Raw genomic sequence first — 20119 nt, forward strand, 5'->3', positions numbered from 1 at the left:
CGAAAGGCGCCGTTTTTATAGGTATCTGTTCGTTTAGGTATCGTTTCTTTTAATGCGCCTTTTTCGCGGCCGCCGGGCGCTCAGGGCGCGGCACGTCGGAAATCTCGCGCAGCTGGCCTTCGACCCATTCCTCAACTTCGGCGATTACCGTGTCCGGTGTTTTGCCGACGGTTGTAATCGGTGCGCCGATGCGTACGCGCAATACGCCCGGGCGCTTGACCCAGTGGCGCCCCGGCCAACGCTCGCCGGCATTGTGTGCCACCGGTAGCACCGGCACGCCGGCACGGCAAGCAATGATAGTGCCACTTTTGTTGTAGCGCTTATAAACCCCGGGATCAACGCGGGTGCCCTCAGGGAAAATCAGCACCGAAAGCCCGCTGTTCAATCGCTCAACGCCCTGAGACAGCACCTGCTTTAACGCCCGCGACGGGCGCGAGCGATCAAGGCTGATCGGACGCAGCAGGCGCAGCCCCCAGCCAAAGATGGGAATCCGCAGCAGTTCACGTTTGAGCACTGTGCATACCGGCGGCATCATCACCTGCAAAAACACGGTTTCCCATTCGCACTGGTGGTTGGCCTGAATCACGCAGGGGCCGTTTGGCAGGTTTTCACGCCCCTGAATGTCGTAGCGCACGCCGCAGGCCAGCTGAAACCAGCGGATAAGAAAGTGGTTATACAAATTAAGCAGGCCGTAACGCCGGGCCAGCGGTAAAAACGGCGCGATGGGCAGCAGAAAAATGCCGCTGGCGAGCACCCCGGCAAAGTAGCCGAGATAAAAAACGCCGCTACGCAGTACGTCAATCACGGCGTGCCCCCTTCGTCGGGCGCGCGGCCGTCGTCGCGGGCCAGACACCAAACGTCCAGCATGCGCTCGACCTCCAGCCGCCAGGGCTTTTGATGCACACCAAACACGTCGAGCACGCGGCGGCAGTTAAGCACGCGATGCAGCTTGGCATCGTGGTGGTGGCTGAGCGCCTTGACCTCGCCCAACGGCACCGTCTCGCCGCGGCCTTCCAGATGAGTGGCCAGCAGGGTGCGCACCATCGAGGTAAAGCCGAACGCGCTGACGGGCTCGGTGCCGGCCAGATGATACGCCCCCCAGGCGTTGGCGCCGCAGTTAAGCTGCTGCAGCATCCCCACCAGCGCAAGCGCTACCGCATCCGCCGAGGTGGGGCAGAAAATCACGTCCTCGGCGGCGCGGGCTTCGTCGCCGGCCATCAGGCTGTCGATAATCCGGTTAAGCCAGGCATGGCTGCCTTCCAGCGCAAACAACGGCCCCAGCCGCACGATCACATGGCGATGATATTCGGCGCGAATACGATCCCCGGTCTGCACCAGCCGACGCAGGCCGGCATCCTTGGGCGCCGGCACCAGATGCTCGTCGATGGGTTCGCTAAAGCCTTCTTCATAAAGCTGGTCAGATACACACCAGACTAACGCCACGTCTTGAGAAAGGCAGGCGTCAAGGCAGGCTTCCACCGCGTCGGCGTGAGCCATCACCGCCGCCGGCGCGAGGCTCAGCGGATGCGAAAGCGGCGGCACAATAACCGCGTCCGGCGCCACCTCAGCCAGCCGCTCCGGGGTCAGCCCAGTGTCTGGCTCGATCACCAGCTGGGTATCAAAGCGTCGGCTTGCCTCGCGCGCAAGCGCCAGGCTAAGACAGTGTCCGGCATCTAAAATCAGCAGCTTCACAACAGCCTCTCTGTTATCCGTTCAGGCATTGGCAGCGCCGCGCGTTAACCCGGCACTGGCGGGCGCCCCGCTTCTCCTGCAAGGCGTGACACTTTACCGGATTGGCGGGGGTGGCAAAAGCGCGCCGGCATCAGGCCGCGCCGTTTAACAACGACAGCGCATCTTTGAGGGGCGATGAGAGCCGCTCGCGAGGGTGGACAAGATATACCGGATAGGCGAACTCGGGCATGCGCGACACGCGCTCAAGGCGGCCGGTGTCCAGATAATCCTGCACCGCACTCAGGCGGAAATACCCGCTGCCGGCATTGGCCAGCAGATATTCAAGCGCCAGCGGCCCAAGGTTTAGCATCATCACCGGGCTTGCCAGCTGCGGCAACACCGCGTCGTGTTCGCGGCGGAACACCTCGCCCCAGTCCACATAGACATACGGGTCGGCCGCGCCGGCGCCCGGCGTTTGTACCATTACCAGTTTCTCTTCCTGCACCAGCGCCACCTGCATGCCCGGCCAATAATCGGCCTGATGCACCAATATGGCATCCAGCGCGCCCTGAGTCAGTTTTTGCTGCAGTTCGCGGCGCTCGCCAATCTGAATGCGCACCGCCAGCTGCGGAAAACGCTGGCGCAGCTCGCTCATCCAGCGGGAAAGCAGCGGGTGCCACAGACTCGCCTCGCCGCCAAGCGCCACGACGCGATCAATCCCCTGCGGCAGCGGCAACTCGCGCTGTAGCGTTTCCCAAATTTGTACTAGCTGGGCGGCGTGGTCAGCAAAGCGCTCGCCGTCACCGGTCATGGTGATGCCGCCGCGGTCGCGCGTCAGCAGCCGGCATTGCAGATGCTCCTCCAGCTTATGGATACGCGCCGTCACCGTCGTCTGGGTCACATGCAGCGCCTTGGCTGCAGCGCTGAAGCTGCCCTGGCGCAAAATCTCCAGAAAGGTTCTGGCAAGCTCAACTTCCATTGCCGGCTCCATTGCCTCGACATTATCCCGTCATTATATCAATAAAAATGATACAAAACCGCTGCACTTTTCATTATACGCCGCGCGCACTTGGGGCTATGGTAAAAACAGCGTCTGCAAAAACCGGAAAAAGCAGCGGAGGTTGACCATGCCGGCAGCTAACGTACCCTTACCTGAAAAGATTCACTGCAAGCGCGCCTACGACGATCTCTCAGCCGGTGACGGCTACCGGGTTCTCGTTGACGGCATGTGGCCGCGCGGCGTAAGCAAAGACGCCCTAAAGCTTGATGACTGGCAAAAGGCGTTGGCGCCGTCTACCGAGCTGCGCCGCTGGTTTGGCCACGACCCCCAGCGCTGGGCAGGATTCTATCAGAAGTTCTTCAACGAGCTTGAACAGAGCGCTGACGCAACTGCCGCCATCGACGCGTTGCTTAGAGCCTGCAACGGGCGCACGCTGACGCTGGTTTATGCTGCCAAAGACGAACAACACAACAACGCCGTGGCGCTAAAACGCTATCTCGATGCCTGATAAGCAACGCTCGACCCACAAGATCGGACGGCGCGGCCTTAACGGCTAGCGCCAGAGCCGGCGCAGACGTTTTCCCCTGACTCTGAACGCCCAAAAGGACATGCAAAAACCACAATGACTTACGTTGCTTTTAAGCCCCCTGACACCAGAACTGCCGCAGGAACTGTGATATGACTCCTACCATTGCTGTCTTGCTGATCGTTACCTTCCTGGTTTCCGTGGTGGGTTTGCTCGCGCTGATCTGGTCGATTGCGACAAACCAGTTCGGCCACGGCAAAGAGGCCGCCAAGACCATATTCCCTCCCGGCGAAGAAGGCCACGGCGAGGATCCCGCCCGCGACATCTCGGACACCCTGGACGGCAATCTGCCGCCCAACTCCGAGGCCATCAACGCCCGCCAGCGCGCCGATTTCTCTTCGCGCGGGCCGGTGCTCGCCTGGCTCTGCTCGGCGGTGTTCTGGCTGGTGGTGGGGTCTTTTTACGGCCTGATTTCGTCGACCAAGATGCACATGCCGGAGTTTCTTGCCAACAGCGAATGGCTGACCTTTGGCCGCGTGCGCCCCATGCACCTGAACGCCGTGACCTACGGCTGGGCGTCCATGGCCGGCATCGGCGTGGCGCTGTTTTTGCTGCCGCGGCTGTTTCGTACCGCGCTGGTCGGTGCGCGCTTCGCCATCACCGGCAGCGTGATCTGGAACGTCGGCCTGGTGCTGGGGCTTATCGCCATTAACCTGGGCCTTTCCGACGGCGAAGAATGGCTGGAGTTTCCCTGGCAGATCGACATTCTGTTCGTCATTGGCGGGGCGCTGTGCGCCGTTCCGCTAGTGCTGACCGCCGCTAACCGCAAAGTCGAACACCTCTACGTCACCAGCTGGTATTTTATGGCCGCGCTGGTGTGGTTCCCGTTCCTGTTTCTGATCGCCAACCTGCCGTTTACCTTTCCCGGCGCCTCGGGCGCGACCGTCAACTGGTGGTTCGCACACAACGTGCTGGGGCTGTGGGTCACGCCGATCGGTATCGGCACGGCCTACTACCTGATTCCCAAGATTCTGGGACGGCCGATCATTTCCTATCAGCTTTCGCTGCTGGGCTTCTGGTCGCTGGCGCTGTTTTACAGCCAGGTAGGCATTCACCACCTGGTCGGCGGCCCGATTCCCACCTGGCTGGTAACGCTTTCCATCGTGCATAGCGTGATGATGTCGATCCCGGTGATTACCGTGGCGATCAACCACCACGGCACCATGTGGGGCCACTTTGGCCGCCTCAAGGATTCACCTACCCTGCGCTTTGTGTGGATAGGCGCGCTGATGTATACAGTGTCGTCGCTGCAGGGCTCCATGGAAGCGCTGCGCAGCGTTAACGTGATTACCCACTTCACCCACTACACCGTGGCGCACGCGCACCTCGGCATGTACGCCTTCCTGAGCTTTATCCTGTTTGGCGCAGTGTACTTCATCATGCCCCGCCTGATGGACTGGGAATGGCCGTGGCGCCGGATGATCAGCGTGCACTTCTGGCTGGTGTCCGTGGGTATCCTGATTTATTTCGTCTCGCTGACTATAGGCGGTTGGAAAGAAGGCGTGGCACTGCTGGACGCCGACATGCCGTTCATGGATATCGTGCGCATGACGCTTCCCTACCTTGAAGCGCGCACTATAGGCGGTGCCCTGATGACGCTTGGCCACCTAGTCTTTGCCGTGCACTTTATCGCCATGCTGCGTCGTAGTGGTGAACGCCGCTACCAGCCCACGCTGTTCCGCTCTGCCAAGCAGGAGGCCTCGCAATGAAACGTGCTCTCGCGATTATGGTAGGCGCCGCCTTTATACTGCTGCTGGCCATGCTGACGCTGGTGGTGCTGCCCTATATTCAGATGACGACCGAGCAGGTGCCGCCTGATCTTGAGCCCTACACCGAGCTTGAGCAGCAAGGCCGCGACCTGTACATCGCCAACGGCTGTGTGTACTGCCACAGCCAGCAGCCGCGCGACCCAAGCTTTGCGCCGGGCGACAAGGCTCGCGGCTGGGGCCGGCCCTCGGTACCGGGCGACTACACCTATGATCAGCCTCACCTGATGGGCACCATGCGCACAGGGCCTGATCTGTTCAACATCGGCGCACGCCAGCCCAGCGACGACTGGCACCTGCTGCACCTCTACAACCCCCGCGCGGTGGTAGAAGACAGCATCATGCCGCCGTACCGGTTCATGTTCCGCGAGGTGGAAGCCGCCGCTGAAGACGACCGCGTGGTGAACATCCCCAAGCCTTACGGTCCTGATTCGGGGCAGGTGGTCGCCACCGACGACGCCCTGGCGATGGTGGCCTACCTCAAGGCGCTGGACCATACCTATCCGGCGCCCACCCTGCCGCAACCCGAAGCAGCCGAGGAGTAAGGTGTTATGAAGCGTCACGATCAACGTCATAACGACAGTCATAACCGCAATGCACAGCACCGTGAACACCACGAGCCGGAAGAGGGCCAGCGCCCGGTACCCAAGCTGGTCGTCGTGTGGATCGGCATTTTGCTGGTGTGGGGCGTGGGCTATTACGCCTGGCAGATCGGCAAACCGATGCTCGGCGGCGACAGCCGCTCGGTGGTTGAAGCCCCCGCCACCGGCGACGATATCGACGGCGGCGCCATCTTCAGCGCCCGCTGCTCGGCCTGCCACCAAGGCAACGGCCAGGGGGTTCCCGGCGCCTTTCCGCCGCTGGTGGGCAGTGAATGGCTGCTCGGTGATCCCAGCGTGCCGGTGGCTATCGTCCACGACGGCCTGCAGGGCGAAATCGAGGTTGAGGGCACCACCTACAACGGCGTAATGCCGGCGTTTGGCGGCCAACTCAGCAGCGCCGAAATTGCCGCGGTGTTGAGCCACGTTCGTCAGGAATGGGGCAACGACGCTGAGGCGGTCGAGGCCGACCGCGTTGATGCCCACGCCGAGGAGTACGGCGAGCGCGGCGCCTGGTCGCCCGACGAGCTGCGCGACACCTTCGAGGCGCCCTAAGTGGCCGACGCAGCGGCCACAGCGCAGCTGCATGAAGACGTTCTGATCGTTGAAGGCCTCCACTGCGGCAGCTGTGCTGCCGCCGTGGAGGCCTTGCTCAAGCGCCAGCCGGGCGTGGTGGAGGCGGCGGTCAACTTCGCCGCCGACAGCGCCATGGTACGCTTTGACACCACGCGCACCGAGCTTTCAAGGCTACAGCACGCCGTGTCCAAGCTTGGCTACCGGCTGCTGTCGCCGGGCGAAGAAGGCGCCAGCGCCGGTACTACCGAGCGCCTGCGCCGCCGCTTGCTGATACGTTTAGCCGTGGCGCTGGTATTTGGCATGTGGTGCATGATGCCCGCCTACTTGGTGTATCTCGCACCGCTCGGCATTATTGAACCCGCCGCCACCTGGCCGCTGGCACTTGCCAGCGGCTTTTTTGCGTTACCCGTCCTGCTTTATTCCGGCGGCCACTTCTACCGCGTGGGGCTACGCACCCTGCGCGTGGGCGCACCGGGGCTCGATGCGCTGATTACGCTTGCCGTGTTCGCCGCCGTCGGCGTCTCTGTCTGGCGCCTGGCCACCGGCCATGCCGACGTGTATTTCGACGCCGCGGTGATGCTGATCACCTTTCAGCTTATCGCCCGCTTTATTGACGGTCGCGTGCGCCGCCGCGCCGCCGACGTCGTACGCAGCTATTTAAGCCAGGCGCCGGAAACCGCCACCCGGCTCCACGAAGATGGCCGCCTGGAGCGCGTCCCTGCCACCGATCTCAGCGTCGGGCAGACGATTCAGCTGGCCAGCGGCGAGCCGCTGGCGCTTGACGCCACGGTGCTTGCCGGCGACGGCGAGGTCGATCAATCATTGCTGACCGGTGAGCACGAACCCTGCCGGGTAAGTCCCGGCGACAGCGTACGCGCCGGCTGCCGGCTGCTGGCGGGCGAGCTTGAGCTCTGCGTGACCGCCCCGGTGGGCGAGCGGCGCATTGACGCGCTGGCGCGCTCGGTTCGTGGGCTTTTGAGCCGCAAAACCGCGCTGCAGCGGCTCACCGATGCGCTGGCCCGAATACTGTTGCCGATTATCGTCAGCGCCGCGCTGGCTGCCGCCGCGTTGGCGCTGTTACTCGGCCTGGGCGCCGAACAGGCGGCAACGCGCGGCCTGGCGGTATTAATTGTGGCCTGCCCCTGCGCGCTGAGTCTGGCCATTCCGCTGGTGGTGGTGATCGGGCACGCGCGCATGGTGGCCGACGGAGTGATCTTTCGTGACCCCGCCGCACTTGAAACCGCCGCCGATACCCACGTCGTGGTGTTTGATAAAACCGGCACCCTGACCACCAACACCCCCCGCGTAGCCGACGTCATGCCTGCCCGCAGGGGTGATTCGGCCGACCTGTTGCAGCTTGCCGTTGATACCCTGGCCGACACCGCACACCCCGTGGCGCACGGCCTGGCCGCAAGCGCCACTCCCTCCCCCGGCGCCGCTGATGGGCAGCGTTACATTGATGCTGGCCTGGGCACACGCTGGGAGCACGCAGCCGCCTGCGTGTTGGCCGGCCGCCCCGCCTGGCTTCGTCAGCAGGGCATTGAGGTGCCGCCGTCAGACGATGCGCGCATGACGCTGCACCTGGCGCACAACGGTCGCTATCAGGGGTTTATCGCCTTTGAAGAGGCGCTGCACCCCGATGCCATCAGCACGGTGCACACCCTGCAGCAGCGCGGCCACGACGTGTATCTGCTCAGCGGCGACACCCGCGCTTCCTGCCTGCGTCAAGCCGAGCGGCTCAACATTGCCCCCGAGCACGTCGTTGCCGGCGTCACGCCAGAGGCCAAACAGCGCTTTGTCGAAGCGCTGGAAAAACGCCGCGCCGTGGCCTTTATCGGTGACGGCCTGAACGACGGCCTGGCACTTGCCGGCGCGCGGCTGGGTATTGCCGTAGGTGAGGCCACGCCCACCGCCCGCGCCGCCGCCGCGGTCTACCTGCCCGACGGCCTAAGCCATGTGCCCACCACCCTGATGCTTGCCCGCCGCGCCCGCCGGCTGATGCGTCAGAACCTGGGCTGGGCGATTGGCTACAACGCCCTCGCCCTGCCGTTGGCCATAGCCGGCTTTGTGCATCCGGTGATTGCCGCCATTGCCATGACGCTGAGCAGCCTGTGCGTGCTGCTCAACAGCCTGCGCATGAACGTCCGCCGCGAAGCTGGAAAATAAGCGACGCCTCAAATAGCGGACATAAAAAAACCCGGCCTGCACAATGCAGGCCGGGTTTTTTTGTGCCACGTACTCGCCACACGCGTGCGGCGTTACACCATATCGCGGTGTTCCTTGCGCGCCTGGCGACGGTCGCGCATTACCGCGCGACAAATCACGATCAAAACAACCAGCGTCAACGCCGGCCAGATCAGTACATAAAACCCCATCAATGCGGTCATGGTCATGTTCTCCTTGTCATTAACGGTGATGACTTAGCGGCCACTTACGACTGGCCTACAGGCTGGCCCGCAACACCGCTGTCCGGCGTGTCATCCGCCTTCTCGCTGGCGGTTTCGTCGGTATCATCGTAGTTACCTACGCGTTCGCGGATCGTGTCGAAGTCGAAGGGCTCTTCCTTGCTCGCAAGACTCATCACGATGCATACCAGCGTACTGGTGCCGTAGGCGGTCAACGAGGCCAGCAGTACCGTGTAGTCGCGCAGAAAATCGGTGGCAAAGACCAGCATGGCGACAAACGCCAGCACGCCGGCGACCAAGCCCATCGCGCGGCCCAGAAAACCAAACGCCATCAGGGCAATGATAATACCGCCGCCGATGCTTGCCAGAAGTTCGAACATCAGGCCGGTAGCGCCAGTCAGCGGCAGCAGCTCAAAGCGCGCCAGGCAGAACATGATCATCGCGATCACCACCGAGGTGGTAAAGGCCTTGTTGGTCACGCGGTTCCAGAAGCAGCTGGCAATCACCGGGAACACGATCGCCCCCCAGAGTGCGCCAACAAACACCAGCATCACCAGTATATCCAGCGAGAAGCTGGCAAAGACGATGCCCACCACGGTGGCCACAATCATGGTCAGCCGGCCCACCAATAGCATGCGTTTGGGGTCAGCCTTACCCTTGGCGATGTTCTTGCCGTAAACGTCGGCCATCATGATCGCAGACAGCGCCGAAAGATCAGAGTCAGCGGTAGACGACAGCGAACCGATCACCAGAATAAAGAACAGCCCGATGAACACCGGCGGCAGGTAGCCCGAGACCATCTGCGGAATCAGATTGTTCATGTCACCGTTAAGCGGCTCGATACCCAGCGTCAGCGCCATCAGGCCAATCATGCCAAGGCCGATGACAATCGCGCCGTAGCCTAGGGTGGCGGTCACGAAAGTCGGTTTGATGTGGTTTTCGTTTACCGCGAACAGGCGCTGGGAGATAGTTTGGTTACCGATGGCGTAAGCCAGCACGGCCACGAAGAACGGCGCACCCTGATTGAGGATCGCGTCCATGGAAAAGAAGTTGGCCTGCTCGGCGGTCAGGTTATCCAGCCCGGCCACCAGCTCGGAAGGGCCGCCCATGGAGAAAAATACCGCGGGGATAATCACCACGGCAATGGCCATCAGCGCAACCAGCTGGGCAAAGTCGGTCATTACCGAGGCACGGAAACCCGACCACAGGGTATAGAGCAGCACGCCGGCGCCGGCAATAATCACCCCGGTCTGGAAGGAAAGCGGCGACAGCACCGAGACCAGCGCGCCGGCGGCGGTAAAGTTAACCATCAGGCTGATTATGCTGCCCATCACGTTGGACGCCGCCAGAATCAGCTGGCTTGAAGAGCCGTGGCGGGCGTGGATCAGCTCGCCAAGCGTGGCGGCGTTGGGTGCCAATTTACGAAAGCGTCGACCGAACGGGTAAATGAACAAAATCATCAGCGCGCCCCACAGCCCATAGTGAATGGGGCCTGAGACACCGTAGGTAAAGCCCGACGTTGCCGCCGCGTAAAAAGAAGCCGCCCATATCCAGGTGGCGGTCATACTGGCCGCGCCAATGCCAAAACCGAGGCGATGGTTAGAGACCATGAACGCATCGGCATCTTCGTTTTTCTTACGGATACCCAGCGTCAAAAGATACGTGCCGCCGTAAAACGCCAGCAGCATCAGGAGCACGGTCACGGTCGAAAATTGATATAGTGATTCGCTATTCAAGAGCAATCTCTCTGTCGGTTGAACACACGCACCCGCAGGCAAAAACTCCCAAGCGGGCACAACGGAATGGAGAGGGTAGAGCGCCGCGCGCAAGGCCGGCAGACGGTCGCGGACACAGGCGATGCACGTCCCCGTGCCAGGGATCGCCATCAATATGGCGTGATCAAAGCGTAAAACGCGCGGCGCGCAAAAGGCGGCCGTTCAGACGCTACCCGAAACGGGTATTAAGGCGGTGGACGGCGCGACATGCAGCGGCCTGCGTCGGAATAGTGGGATGGCATGACTGCCTTCTCCTATCGATGACGTTAGCCGATAAAATCGAAGAGGCCTGGGCGTTGCTGCGCGTGGGCAGGCTAGCCGTAACGGCTTTCGTGGATTATCGTACAGCCACACAGGGTAAAAGTCTAACCGGCGCCCTCTCGGGGGTTAGTGCATCCTCGCTTTTAGGCTTCAGCAACCCGCGCTAGAAGGCGCATCAGGTGCGCTAGCCGCGGGTCGGCTCCCAGGCGTTAAGCAAGCGATCAAGCAGTGCCATCACCAGCACCGTCAACGCCATGGCCACGCACATCGAAGAAAAACGGTATAGCGCGCTGTAAATCAAATCCTGATGGGGCGAAAGCGACTGGCCAAACAGAATGCCCAGCGTGGTCAATCCACCAAAACCGACGCCCGAACCGGCGCGTTCCAGCATATGCATCCGCGAAAACAACATCAGCCCCAGCCAGTAAAGCAGCGTTACCAGCACAAAATGCTGACTTTGGGTATACAGCAAAAGCTGGGCGAACACTGCCAAATTACAGCCCAACAGCGTGCCCACGGCGCGCTTGCCCGCCGACAGACGCGCGCCGGGGTAGCCCAGCGCAAACAAAATCAGCACCGTGGACATCTGTGCTGAGAGCGAGTCGCGCAGGTCAAACGTCTGGAACACCGCAAACGACAGCGTCACGGTCATCGCCCCGATCAGGGTTTCGTGACGAATTCGCGACGGTGTTTTTGCCATTTTAGGCGGCGGCTGTCGCGGAGTGACGTCGGGAAACACCACGTGCATCAGCCCGGCAATGGCCACCGCCAGCAAACTTGCCACCACATTGCTGGCAAACAGATCAGCCAGATCCACCTCGGGATAGCTGGCAAAATGCAGCAGAATGCTCAGCGTCAACACGCCGTTGGCGCCGAACAGGAAAAACGGACCACGCGCCATCAGCCGAAAACGCGTGTAAAACAGTCCGAAGGCAAAACCCAGCATCACCAGCGGCATATGCTGGGTTAGCCCCACCACCAGGCTAACCTCAACGCAGTTGACCAGCGCATTACCTAGAAACTGGCGCACGACATGGCCGTTGAGCACCGGCACAATCCCCAGCAGAAACATCGGAAACACGGTAAAAAACACCCCGTAGTTCCAGTTCATCAGCTGGCTGACCACAAAACCCAGTGCCGCGCCGCAGGCCACGCGCAGGCACTGACGAAAATCGTTCTCGCCCAGCGCGTGTGGCTTGCCGGTAGACCCGGTATTAGTCGACTGGGTATTGGTAGCCCTGGTGCTAGTGGACTTCGTATCAGTAGACATGGTGCAGCATGCTGAGTAGCGCGACCTGCACCCGCGCCAGCGCGTGTGCTACGGGGTTGGCCACCGGCGCCAGCTGCACCGTGGCACGCGCCCCGGTAGGCGGCAGCGCCTGTAGCGGAGAATCAAGGCGCAGGTGCACACGAATGCGCTGGGCATCGCGCACCCAACGGTCGGTCTGGGGAATGTGCGCCAAGTTGCCATCGGGCAGTAGTTGACCATCGCGCACGCCGGCATCGATGGAGGTGATTCGTGCTGCATATTCCTCGCCGGGGCGGGCATCAAAGGCGATCCAGGCTTTATCCCCAGGGCCCATATGACGCAGGCTTTTCTCGCGGAAATCCGCAACGATATCTAGCCGGTCGCCCACGGTGGCCAGCACCGGCGAGCCGGCGCTTACGCTATCGCCCGCGTTGAGCTGCAGATTGCTGACGTAGCCGCTTTGCTCGGCATGCACTGTGGTGCGGCGCACATCGAGCTCGGCTTCGGCCAGCGCATTGCGCGCCTGACGCAACAACAGATTATCTTCGCCGCCCTCCCCGCGTTGCACCTTTAGCACACGCACCTTGGCCTCAGCCGCCTTCACCGCTGCTTCGCCGGCCTTGGCATCGGCGCTGACCGACTCAAACCGCTGGCGCGACACACTTCCACGCTCAAGCAGCGACTGCATGCGGCGGCGCTCCTGGGCGAGCTCACGGGTTAACGCCTGCTGCCTGGCCAGGCTTGCACGGGCCTCGGCAAGCGAGGCATCCAGCCCGGCGTTATCGCGCCGCGCTTGGTCAAGCGCCAGCTGCGCTTTGTCGACCACCAACGCAAACGGCTCCGGGTCAATCCGGAACAGCACCTCGCCGCGGCGCACACGGGCGTTATTATTTACCTGTACCTCAACCACCTGGCCGCTTACCTGCGGCGCCACCCGCACCACTTGGCGCAGCGCCCGCGCCTGAGGCGTGGCGGGCATGTAGGTATCAGCAAACACAAAGTACACAAACATTACGACGAACAGCACAATCGCCGCGCGTACCCAGCGGGCAAAACGCTGCTCTGGGGTCATGGCATTCTCTCTGGCATAGCTTGAGGGGGAAACAAACAAAAACGGCGAACCAAGGGGATTCGCCGGTGCAGCGGTCAGGCCGCTGCCAAACTGCACAATACGATTCGCTTCAACACGGCAGGCTGAAGCACGATTAGCCCGCTAAACATAACACAGTTTAGCAGGCTAACAAACAGCGGAGGTGTTGATACGCCGTCAGGCCTTTTTGACAAACTCGGACTTCAGTTTCATGGCGCCGATGCCGTCGATCTTGCAGTCAATGTCGTGATCGCCTTCGACCAGGCGGATGCCTTTCACTTTGGTGCCGACCTTCACCACCGACGACGCCCCTTTGATCTTTAAATCCTTGATCACGGTGACGGTGTCACCGTCTTTAAGCAGGCTGCCGTAGGCATCGCTGATCAGCGGCGCGTCGCTGTCTTCTTCCACCGCGCCGTCGATCACCCACTCGTGGGCGCACTCGGGGCAAATCAACATATCCTGATCTTCATAGGTATATTCGGACCCGCACTGCGGGCAAGGGGGCAGCTGACTCATGGACGTTTCCTCAATAGCGGGGGCATGAATAGAACAAGGCCTGCAGTCTAGCAAAAACCCGCCCGACACGAGCCGTTCGGCTGTCCCCTTGCATCACCCGCAAGTAGTATGGAAAGCTTTTTAGTATGGAAAGCTTTTCCATTATCAGGCGTACCTGCGCAGCCAAGCAGGCCACCGCCCACCCGCAATAGAAAAGGAGAACTGCCATGTCGTCACATCCCCACGTGCGCCTGGCCGCGACCGCCCACGAGCCCGCCGTTGAGCTACCCGCCATTGGCCAGGGCAGCTGGTTTATGGGCGAGAACCTCACGCCCCGCCGCGACGAAGTCCGCGCGCTGCAGCACGGCCTCGAACTGGGCCTGACGCTTGTCGACACCGCCGAAATGTACGGCAACGGCGGCGCCGAAGAAGTGGTCGGTGAGGCCCTTGCCGACCGCCGCGAACAGGCGTTTCTGGTCTCCAAGGCATTTCCCTGGAACGCCGGGCGCGACAGCGCCATTGCCGCCTGCGAGGCAAGCCTCAAGCGTCTGGGCACCGACTACCTGGACCTTTACCTGCTGCACTGGCCGGGCGGTATTCCGCTGGACGAAACCCTCGAAGCCTTTGAGCGGCTGCAGGCGGACGGCAAAATCCGCCGCTTTGGCGTGTCCAACTTCGACGCCGACGAAATCGACACCTTCTACAACCTCGACGGCGGCGATGCCTGCGCGGTCAACCAAGTGCTTTACCATTTAGGCTCGCGGGGCATCGAACACTCGCTGTTGCCGTGGATGCGCGAACGCCGTATGCCGGCTATGGGCTATTGTCCGCTGGCCCAGGGCGGCACCCTGCGGCGCAAGCTGCTGGACAACCCCGAGGTGCTGAGCATTGCCGCAGATCTCAACATTACCCCTGCACAGCTGCTGCTAGCCTGGGCGATTCGCCCCCACGATTTTCATAGCAGCGACGGCCGCCGCGACGTCATCGCCATTCCCAAGGCCGCGCAAATCAGCCACGTTGAGCAAAACGCTGCGGCGCTTAGCGTCACACTTGATGACGCCATCTGCCGGCGGCTGGACGCTGCTTTTCCCGCGCCCAAGCGCAAAGAGCCGCTGGATATCGTCTAAGCCACCCAGCCAATACGCACACGGCGGCGAATGTCGCCGTGTTCAGCCTGTCATCACTCAACGTAACGCTTTGCAACCAAGCGGCCATTTTTGTCACCGTGCTTGCCGGTGCGACGGCGTCGCGTAAACTTGGCGGGCCATCTTCTTACCGTGCCCGTTGAAACCCCATGCAAACCTACAGCGCTCCGCTTTCGCTTTACGACGTGGTGTACGTCATTGTTCCCCGCCTGCACCGTGCGCAAAAGCTGGTAAACCAGACCCTGGAAACCCTGATCAACGGGGCGGCCACGGGTGACGACCTCGCCAGGCGGCTTGAACAGCGTCGCCAGTTCACCCTGGAACTACAGGTGATCAACACCAACCTTGAGCACCTGCTTGAGCGCTATCGCGGTGACGTGAAAAGCCTGCTGCAAAGCCACGGCAGCCAAGGCAACATCCCCATCACGCCGGACGAGATGGAAAGCGACGCCGTCGAGCATGCCAAGGAAATCTACCGCAAGGTGGTAGCGTTTCAAACCGGCCGGCGCGACGTGCCGTTTTAATACCACCGCGGTAACGCGCCGGCCGCCTTATCCGAACGCCCCGCTGCCCACGCAGCGGGGCATTTGCGTTTCACGCATACCTTCATGAGCCTGCACAGGCGCGCGTTATCAACGTTGCGTTGAGCAGTTCAACGCAACGCGCCTCAAGGAAAAAGAACTCAGGCCGATAGCTGTTTATAACCAGCCATTCGGCTTTATCTGCATGTTTTCTATCTTCAATAAGGAACTGTTCATGCCCAAATCTCATGCTTCCCACAGCACGTCCCGCTTTTCCGGCCTGCAGGCCAAAATACTCGCGCTAGTGCTGATTCCACTATTTCTGGTGGCCGCAGTGCTGGTCACAAGTCCAAAGCATCGTCGAAAGCGCCCACAGCGCCATTGCGCCACTGTTGACAGATCCCGCGCTTAGCGATCAAGCCATGCGCCAGCGCGTCCATGAACTGCTGCAAAACGTCCGCTTTGACGACGGCAACTATCTCTGGGCCTACGACTACGACGGCGTCAGCACCGTGCTGGGTGATAACCCAACGCTGGTCGGTCAGGACAATTACGACATGCAGGGCAGCGACGGCACCTACATTGTGCAGGGCATGATTGAAACCGGGCGCAACGGCGGCGGTTTTTACGGCTACGACTGGGAACACCCCAACACCGGCCAGGTAGAACCCAAGCAGTCCTACGTGCTCAATATGCCCGAGCTTGGCTGGGTAATGGGCGCCGGCGTTTACATGACCGACATCGAACGCACCATGGCTGCCGTACGCGCAGATGCTAAAGATGCCCTGCAGACCAGCATCATTATCGCCGTGCTCATTGGCCTCGGGGTCTTTATCATCATCGCGCTGATGGCGATCTGGCTGGTGCGCCGGTTGGTGCGGCCAATCAATCAGACCGCGTCTGCCATGCGCGATATTGCCCAGGGCCGCGGCGATCTGACCCAACGGCTTGAGGTGACCACTGATGATGAAATCGGCGCGCTGGCCGAGCAGTTCAACGCCTTTGTCGAACGCATGCAGACCACGCTGATCAACGTACGCCGCAGCGTTTATGAGGTTCACCACGGCGCCAGTGAAATGGCCCAGGGCAGCGAAGAGTTGGCCTCGCGCACCGAACAGGCCGCCGCCAATCTGCAGGAAACATCGTCGTCGATGGAAGAAATCACCTCGACGGTCAACCATAGCTCGGAGTCTGCGCAGCAGGCCAACCAGCTGGCGACCTCCACCGTCACCGTGGCGCGCCAGGGCGGCGAAGCCATGACCGAGGTCGAGCAGACCATGGGCAACCTGAGCGATTCGGCGACGCGCATTGGCGAGATCATCACCATGATCGACGGCATTGCGTTCCAGACCAACATTCTCGCGCTTAATGCCTCGGTGGAAGCCGCACGCGCCGGCGAACACGGCCGTGGCTTTGCCGTGGTCGCCCAGGAAGTACGCGATCTGGCCAGCCGCAGCGCCAATGCCTCAAGCGAAATACGCGGGCTGATCGATACCGCCACGACGTACACCCGCCAGGGCAGCGAGACCGTCCAACGCGCCGGCACCACCATGCGCGAGATTGTGGATAGCGTTACCCGCGTGACTGACGTGATCGCCGAAATCAGCGCCGGTGCCCGGGAGCAAAGCGCCGGTATCAGCCAGGTCAATACCGCGGTGACCGAAATGGACACCATGACCCAGCAGAACTCGTCCATGGTGCAGCAAACCTCCAGCACCGCGGAGTCCATGCGCGACCAGGCGGCTCGCCTGAGCGAGCTGGTGGATACCTTCGTGCTGGGCGACGATGACGCTCAGCCTGCTGCCACGCGCAAAGCGCCGGCGCCGCTGCCCAGCGCGCGGAAAACGCCGGCCCGCCCTCCGGCACCGGCCAGCACCGCCGACGAGTGGGAGGAGTTTTAACACAGGGCCTTTCAGGCAGACGTGCTAACACAATAAAGGGCGCCGCATAAGCGGCGCCCTTTATTTGATTTGGCCATCAGGGCGATAATCAGTCGTCGTCAACTTCATGACCAATGACGCCGCCAACAACGGCGCCACCCACGGTGCCCGCGGTGCTGCCACCGGTCAGTACGGAGCCGCCCACGGCACCCGCACCGGCGCCCACGGCCGTGTTCCTATCCTGATCGGACATGCTGGAGCAGGCGCTCAGGCCAAGCATCAGGGCCACGACAGTAGCGCTCAAAGCGGCTTTTTTCAGCGTTTTGATCGATGTTGCGTTCATAAGTCACCTCTCCTCGTTAGCGTGACACCTACTTTACCATGCCCGATACGAGTCGCTGGGGTTCCCTATGTGGAGCAAATGCGAAGTTTGGCGGGCAACGTTACTGGCCGCCGATGCCCAGCCGCAACGCCTCCAGGCCGCCCAGCTCAAGAGAAAGCTCATCGGTAAACAACGGATGCCCCACCACACGCAGGTTCACGCTCGCATCAAGGCCGCCATAGGCCACCTCAGCGCTTACCTCCGTCTCGGTCAGCAGCGGCGCCAGCGGGCTGAAGTCCACCGCTTCTACTGTGACATCACTCAACCCGGCATTGCCCAAGCGCTCCTCAACGGCGCGAGACAGGCTGGCGTCGTAATACACATAGAGCCCGCCGTAGACCAGCCCTGCCAGCACCGCCAATGTCATAATAAAACGCACAGCTATATCCTTTAAAAACAACACCATAACACGGTAGAAACGCCTAAAAGCCCCAGGCAACAAACGACGGATTCAGCGTTTGCGCAGGGTCAGCGTAATCCAGCGACTCCCCGGCCAGATCCACCACGCGGCCGCCGGCCTGCTCCAGCACCGCCTGCGCCGCACCGGTATCCCACAGGCTGGTGGGCCCCAGGCGCGGGTAAACATCCGCCCGACCTTCGGCAATCAGGCACGACTTGAGCGAGCTGCCTACCGGCGTCAGCTCATGGGCGCCCAGCGTTTCCAGCCAGCCGGCAAGCGCAACGCCTGCATGCGAACGGCTGCCCATCACCCGCCAGGTTGCCCCGGCGGCCGGGCGCCCCGCCACGCTAATCGCCACGCATTTTCCGTCGGCATGAATTTTGTGCGCACCCAGCCCCGCTGCCGCCACATAGGCCACGCCGGTAACCGGCACCAACACCACGCCCAGCACCGGCCGGCCACGTTCGATCAGCGCGATATTGACGGTAAACTCGTCGTTACGCTTGATGAATTCTTTGGTGCCATCCAGCGGGTCAACCAGCCAGTAGCGCGCCTGCGCGTCGGGCCTGGAAAAGCTCCCGGCATCTTCCTCAGATAATATAGGAATGGCCTCGGGCAGTGCGGCAAGCCCCGCCACGATCACCCGGTGCGCGGCCAGATCGGCCTCGGTCAGCGGGCTGTGGTCGGCTTTTTCGGTCACGCTGAAACCCCGCGCGTACACGTCCATTATCGCCTCACCGGCGTCGCGGGCAATGCGCGTGACGGCGCTGAGCAACGTCTGATCAATCCACGTCATGGGCAGCGTCCTTTTACACTCTGGCATTGCCGTTGATCACGGCCTGGAAGCCCTGCTCGGAAACGGGGTGCTTTTCTGCATCCACGGCCTTGCCGCCCAGCCGGGTAATTTCACGGGTAAGCGTGACCAGACGCGCCAGCTGCAGCTTGTTGGGCGTGGCCGAGCGGTTCTTTTTGATCATCTTTACGCTGATGCCCTTGATCGGCATCGTGCCGTTATCCTGATTGAACGACGGCAGCGTGCCCGGCGGGTAGGCGTTGGCAATGTGGATGGGATTGCGCGGCGAGTCTCCCGCCAGGGTAAACGTTTTGGTCCGGCTTTCAGACACCGCCCCGGCTGATGCCAGCAGCGTGCCCAAGCGTTCGTTAAGCCCCATGCTCGGATTATCAAACATCACAAACAGCCCCCAGGCGCCCGCCTCGGCATCGATCAACGCAGGCGTGTCGCTCACGGCGCCGCCAGCGCCAGCAACCGTCCGAGGCGGTGCGGCCTTTTTACCCGGCCCCGCCTTCTTCTCCGCCAGCAGCAGATAGACAATGCACAGCAGGCTAACCAAGCTAAACCAGCCCGACACAATCGCAATCACCAACGTCCAGCGCATAGTATCCCTACGTATTATATGATTATTGCACTACCTGATTAGCGCTAAACAAAATTAGCGCTAATCATAGACTGCCGGGCACGTTTAACCAAACGTGCGTTTAATCCAGGTAATAGTCGATGGTGGTGACCACACGCACGGTTTTCTCCGCCTGCTGGGTCTGGCTCATACCCGCGGCCTGATCCCGGGCGCGGATCTGGAACACACCCTGATTGGCGCGGCGCAGCTCGCCCACCTCGGCGTTGGCATCCCGGGCAAACTGCTCGGCAGACTCCCGGGCGGCGGCGGTGGCCCTGGCGATCATCGCGGGCTTGATCTCGTTCAGCCGGCTGAACAGGTAGCTGGGGCCGCTTGCGCCGTAGTCAGACGAGAGCACGACGCCGGCATCGACCAGCTCGCTGACGGCCTGGGCGGCCTTGCGCACGCGTTCAACGTTATGACTGCGCACGGTCAGCGTCTGGTTGATGATGAATTTCTGCTCGACGTCGCCGCGCTGGTAAGGGTCAGCGCCGGTATCCTTGACGCTGAGCTTTTGCAGCTCTACCGCCTCCGGCTTGATGTCCTGACGCTTGAGAAACTCAAGCACCGCATCGTGGCTGTCACGGGCATTGGACTGCGCCTCGTTAAGCGTCTCGCCGGAGGCCACAAAGCGCAGCGGCCACAGCGCGGTATCCGCCGTCACCTCGCGCTCGGCCAGGCCTTTTACCGTGACGTAGCGATCGCCGGTGCCCAAGTCGGTCAGCCCGTTGCCCACAAACAACGCGGCAATCATGGCCGCAACGCCCAGAATCAGTGCAGGAATTACTTTCATCATTTGTCCTCGCATGGTTTGCAATGATGCGGGTCGATTATACGCGCCGCTTGGTTTAGCTTTGAGCATAGAGCGTAGAATAAACGCAAACGCTGACAAAAAGGACG

21 protein-coding genes are annotated in these 20119 nt (G+C 61.7%); 8 read left to right on the forward strand and 13 right to left on the reverse strand.

Annotated elements, in window-relative coordinates; genetic code table 11:
* Positions 1–49: 49 nt before the first annotated feature.
* The 3 genes from B5495_RS08100 to B5495_RS08110 all read right to left on the reverse strand — a co-directional run bounded on the left by B5495_RS08100 (position 50) and on the right by B5495_RS08110 (position 2650).
* Positions 50–805: a lysophospholipid acyltransferase family protein gene (locus B5495_RS08100; protein ID WP_079552819.1), complete on the reverse strand. Its 756-nt coding sequence runs from the start codon at positions 803–805 to the stop codon at positions 50–52.
* Positions 802–1692 carry a sugar nucleotide-binding protein gene (locus tag B5495_RS08105; protein WP_079552821.1) on the reverse strand — a complete coding sequence of 297 codons (891 nt, stop codon included), beginning with the start codon at positions 1690–1692 and terminating at the stop codon, positions 802–804. The genes B5495_RS08100 and B5495_RS08105 overlap by 4 nt, the downstream gene beginning before the upstream one ends.
* 130 nt (positions 1693–1822) lie before the next feature.
* Positions 1823–2650 (reverse strand): LysR family transcriptional regulator, encoded by an 828-nt coding sequence (locus B5495_RS08110; protein ID WP_079552823.1) that lies wholly within the window; start codon positions 2648–2650, stop codon positions 1823–1825.
* Between the two features lie 148 nt (positions 2651–2798).
* Here B5495_RS08110 and B5495_RS08115 point away from each other — a divergent pair, with 148 nt between their 5' ends.
* The 5 genes from B5495_RS08115 to B5495_RS08135 all read left to right on the forward strand — a co-directional run bounded on the left by B5495_RS08115 (position 2799) and on the right by B5495_RS08135 (position 8364).
* Positions 2799–3179, forward strand: coding sequence for a DUF488 domain-containing protein (locus tag B5495_RS08115; protein ID WP_079552825.1), 381 nt, complete (start codon positions 2799–2801; stop codon positions 3177–3179).
* A gap of 170 nt (positions 3180–3349) precedes the next feature.
* Positions 3350–4966: a cbb3-type cytochrome c oxidase subunit I gene (locus tag B5495_RS08120; RefSeq protein ID WP_079552826.1), complete on the forward strand. Its 1617-nt coding sequence runs from the start codon at positions 3350–3352 to the stop codon at positions 4964–4966.
* Entirely contained in the window at positions 4963–5568 is a 606-nt protein-coding gene (locus tag B5495_RS08125; protein ID WP_079552828.1) for a cbb3-type cytochrome c oxidase subunit II, read from the forward strand. The genes B5495_RS08120 and B5495_RS08125 overlap by 4 nt, the downstream gene beginning before the upstream one ends.
* Positions 5569–5574: 6 nt before the next feature.
* Entirely contained in the window at positions 5575–6177 is a 603-nt protein-coding gene (locus tag B5495_RS08130) for a c-type cytochrome (RefSeq protein ID WP_079552830.1), read from the forward strand.
* Positions 6178–8364 carry a heavy metal translocating P-type ATPase gene (locus B5495_RS08135; RefSeq protein WP_079552832.1) on the forward strand — a complete coding sequence of 729 codons (2187 nt, stop codon included), beginning with the start codon at positions 6178–6180 and terminating at the stop codon, positions 8362–8364.
* A 92-nt stretch (positions 8365–8456) separates the two neighbouring features.
* On the opposite strand, the gene B5495_RS14960 is transcribed toward B5495_RS08135, so the two are convergent.
* The 5 genes from B5495_RS14960 to B5495_RS08155 all read right to left on the reverse strand — a co-directional run bounded on the left by B5495_RS14960 (position 8457) and on the right by B5495_RS08155 (position 13497).
* Positions 8457–8585 (reverse strand): putative transporter small subunit, encoded by a 129-nt coding sequence (locus B5495_RS14960; protein WP_231897135.1) that lies wholly within the window; start codon positions 8583–8585, stop codon positions 8457–8459.
* Positions 8586–8629: 44 nt separating this feature from the next.
* The gene (locus tag B5495_RS08140; protein ID WP_079552834.1) at positions 8630–10339 is read right to left on the reverse strand and encodes a sodium:solute symporter family protein; all 1710 of its coding nucleotides are present in this window, start codon (positions 10337–10339) and stop codon (positions 8630–8632) included.
* A 484-nt stretch (positions 10340–10823) separates the two neighbouring features.
* The gene (locus B5495_RS08145) at positions 10824–11909 is read right to left on the reverse strand and encodes a DUF2955 domain-containing protein (protein ID WP_231897137.1); all 1086 of its coding nucleotides are present in this window, start codon (positions 11907–11909) and stop codon (positions 10824–10826) included.
* Positions 11899–12960 carry an HlyD family secretion protein gene (locus B5495_RS08150; RefSeq protein ID WP_079552836.1) on the reverse strand — a complete coding sequence of 354 codons (1062 nt, stop codon included), beginning with the start codon at positions 12958–12960 and terminating at the stop codon, positions 11899–11901. The genes B5495_RS08145 and B5495_RS08150 overlap by 11 nt, the downstream gene beginning before the upstream one ends.
* Before the next feature lie 195 nt (positions 12961–13155).
* Positions 13156–13497 carry a zinc ribbon domain-containing protein YjdM gene (locus B5495_RS08155; RefSeq protein WP_079552838.1) on the reverse strand — a complete coding sequence of 114 codons (342 nt, stop codon included), beginning with the start codon at positions 13495–13497 and terminating at the stop codon, positions 13156–13158.
* Positions 13498–13703: 206 nt separating this feature from the next.
* Between B5495_RS08155 and B5495_RS08160 the strand changes: the two genes are divergently transcribed.
* The 3 genes from B5495_RS08160 to B5495_RS08170 all read left to right on the forward strand — a co-directional run bounded on the left by B5495_RS08160 (position 13704) and on the right by B5495_RS08170 (position 17043).
* On the forward strand, positions 13704–14603 hold the full coding sequence (locus tag B5495_RS08160; protein WP_079552840.1) for an aldo/keto reductase: 900 nt from the start codon (positions 13704–13706) through the stop codon (positions 14601–14603).
* Between the two features lie 167 nt (positions 14604–14770).
* A complete protein-coding gene (locus B5495_RS08165) occupies positions 14771–15145 on the forward strand; it encodes a hypothetical protein (protein WP_079552842.1) in 375 nt (124 codons plus the stop codon).
* 389 nt (positions 15146–15534) lie between these two features.
* Positions 15535–17043, forward strand: coding sequence for a methyl-accepting chemotaxis protein (locus B5495_RS08170; RefSeq protein ID WP_231897139.1), 1509 nt, complete (start codon positions 15535–15537; stop codon positions 17041–17043).
* Positions 17044–17131: 88 nt separating this feature from the next.
* Here the strand turns inward: B5495_RS08170 and B5495_RS08175 are convergent, their stop codons facing one another.
* The 5 genes from B5495_RS08175 to B5495_RS08195 form a co-directional block, all read right to left on the reverse strand.
* Positions 17132–17365: a glycine zipper 2TM domain-containing protein gene (locus B5495_RS08175; RefSeq protein ID WP_331712875.1), complete on the reverse strand. Its 234-nt coding sequence runs from the start codon at positions 17363–17365 to the stop codon at positions 17132–17134.
* Positions 17366–17465: 100 nt separating this feature from the next.
* The gene (locus B5495_RS08180; protein WP_154045244.1) at positions 17466–17783 is read right to left on the reverse strand and encodes a hypothetical protein; all 318 of its coding nucleotides are present in this window, start codon (positions 17781–17783) and stop codon (positions 17466–17468) included.
* A 43-nt stretch (positions 17784–17826) separates the two neighbouring features.
* Positions 17827–18600 carry a 3'(2'),5'-bisphosphate nucleotidase CysQ gene (gene cysQ, locus B5495_RS08185; protein ID WP_079552844.1) on the reverse strand — a complete coding sequence of 258 codons (774 nt, stop codon included), beginning with the start codon at positions 18598–18600 and terminating at the stop codon, positions 17827–17829.
* A gap of 13 nt (positions 18601–18613) precedes the next feature.
* Positions 18614–19201 carry a hypothetical protein gene (locus tag B5495_RS08190; RefSeq protein ID WP_079552846.1) on the reverse strand — a complete coding sequence of 196 codons (588 nt, stop codon included), beginning with the start codon at positions 19199–19201 and terminating at the stop codon, positions 18614–18616.
* Between the two features lie 100 nt (positions 19202–19301).
* Positions 19302–20012, reverse strand: a complete 711-nt coding sequence (locus B5495_RS08195; protein ID WP_079554981.1) for an SIMPL domain-containing protein — start codon at positions 20010–20012, stop codon at positions 19302–19304.
* Between the last annotated feature and the right edge of the window lie 107 nt (positions 20013–20119).

It is taken from the genome of Vreelandella subglaciescola (genome assembly GCF_900142895.1).
Taxonomy (GTDB): Bacteria; Pseudomonadota; Gammaproteobacteria; order Pseudomonadales; family Halomonadaceae; genus Vreelandella; species Vreelandella subglaciescola.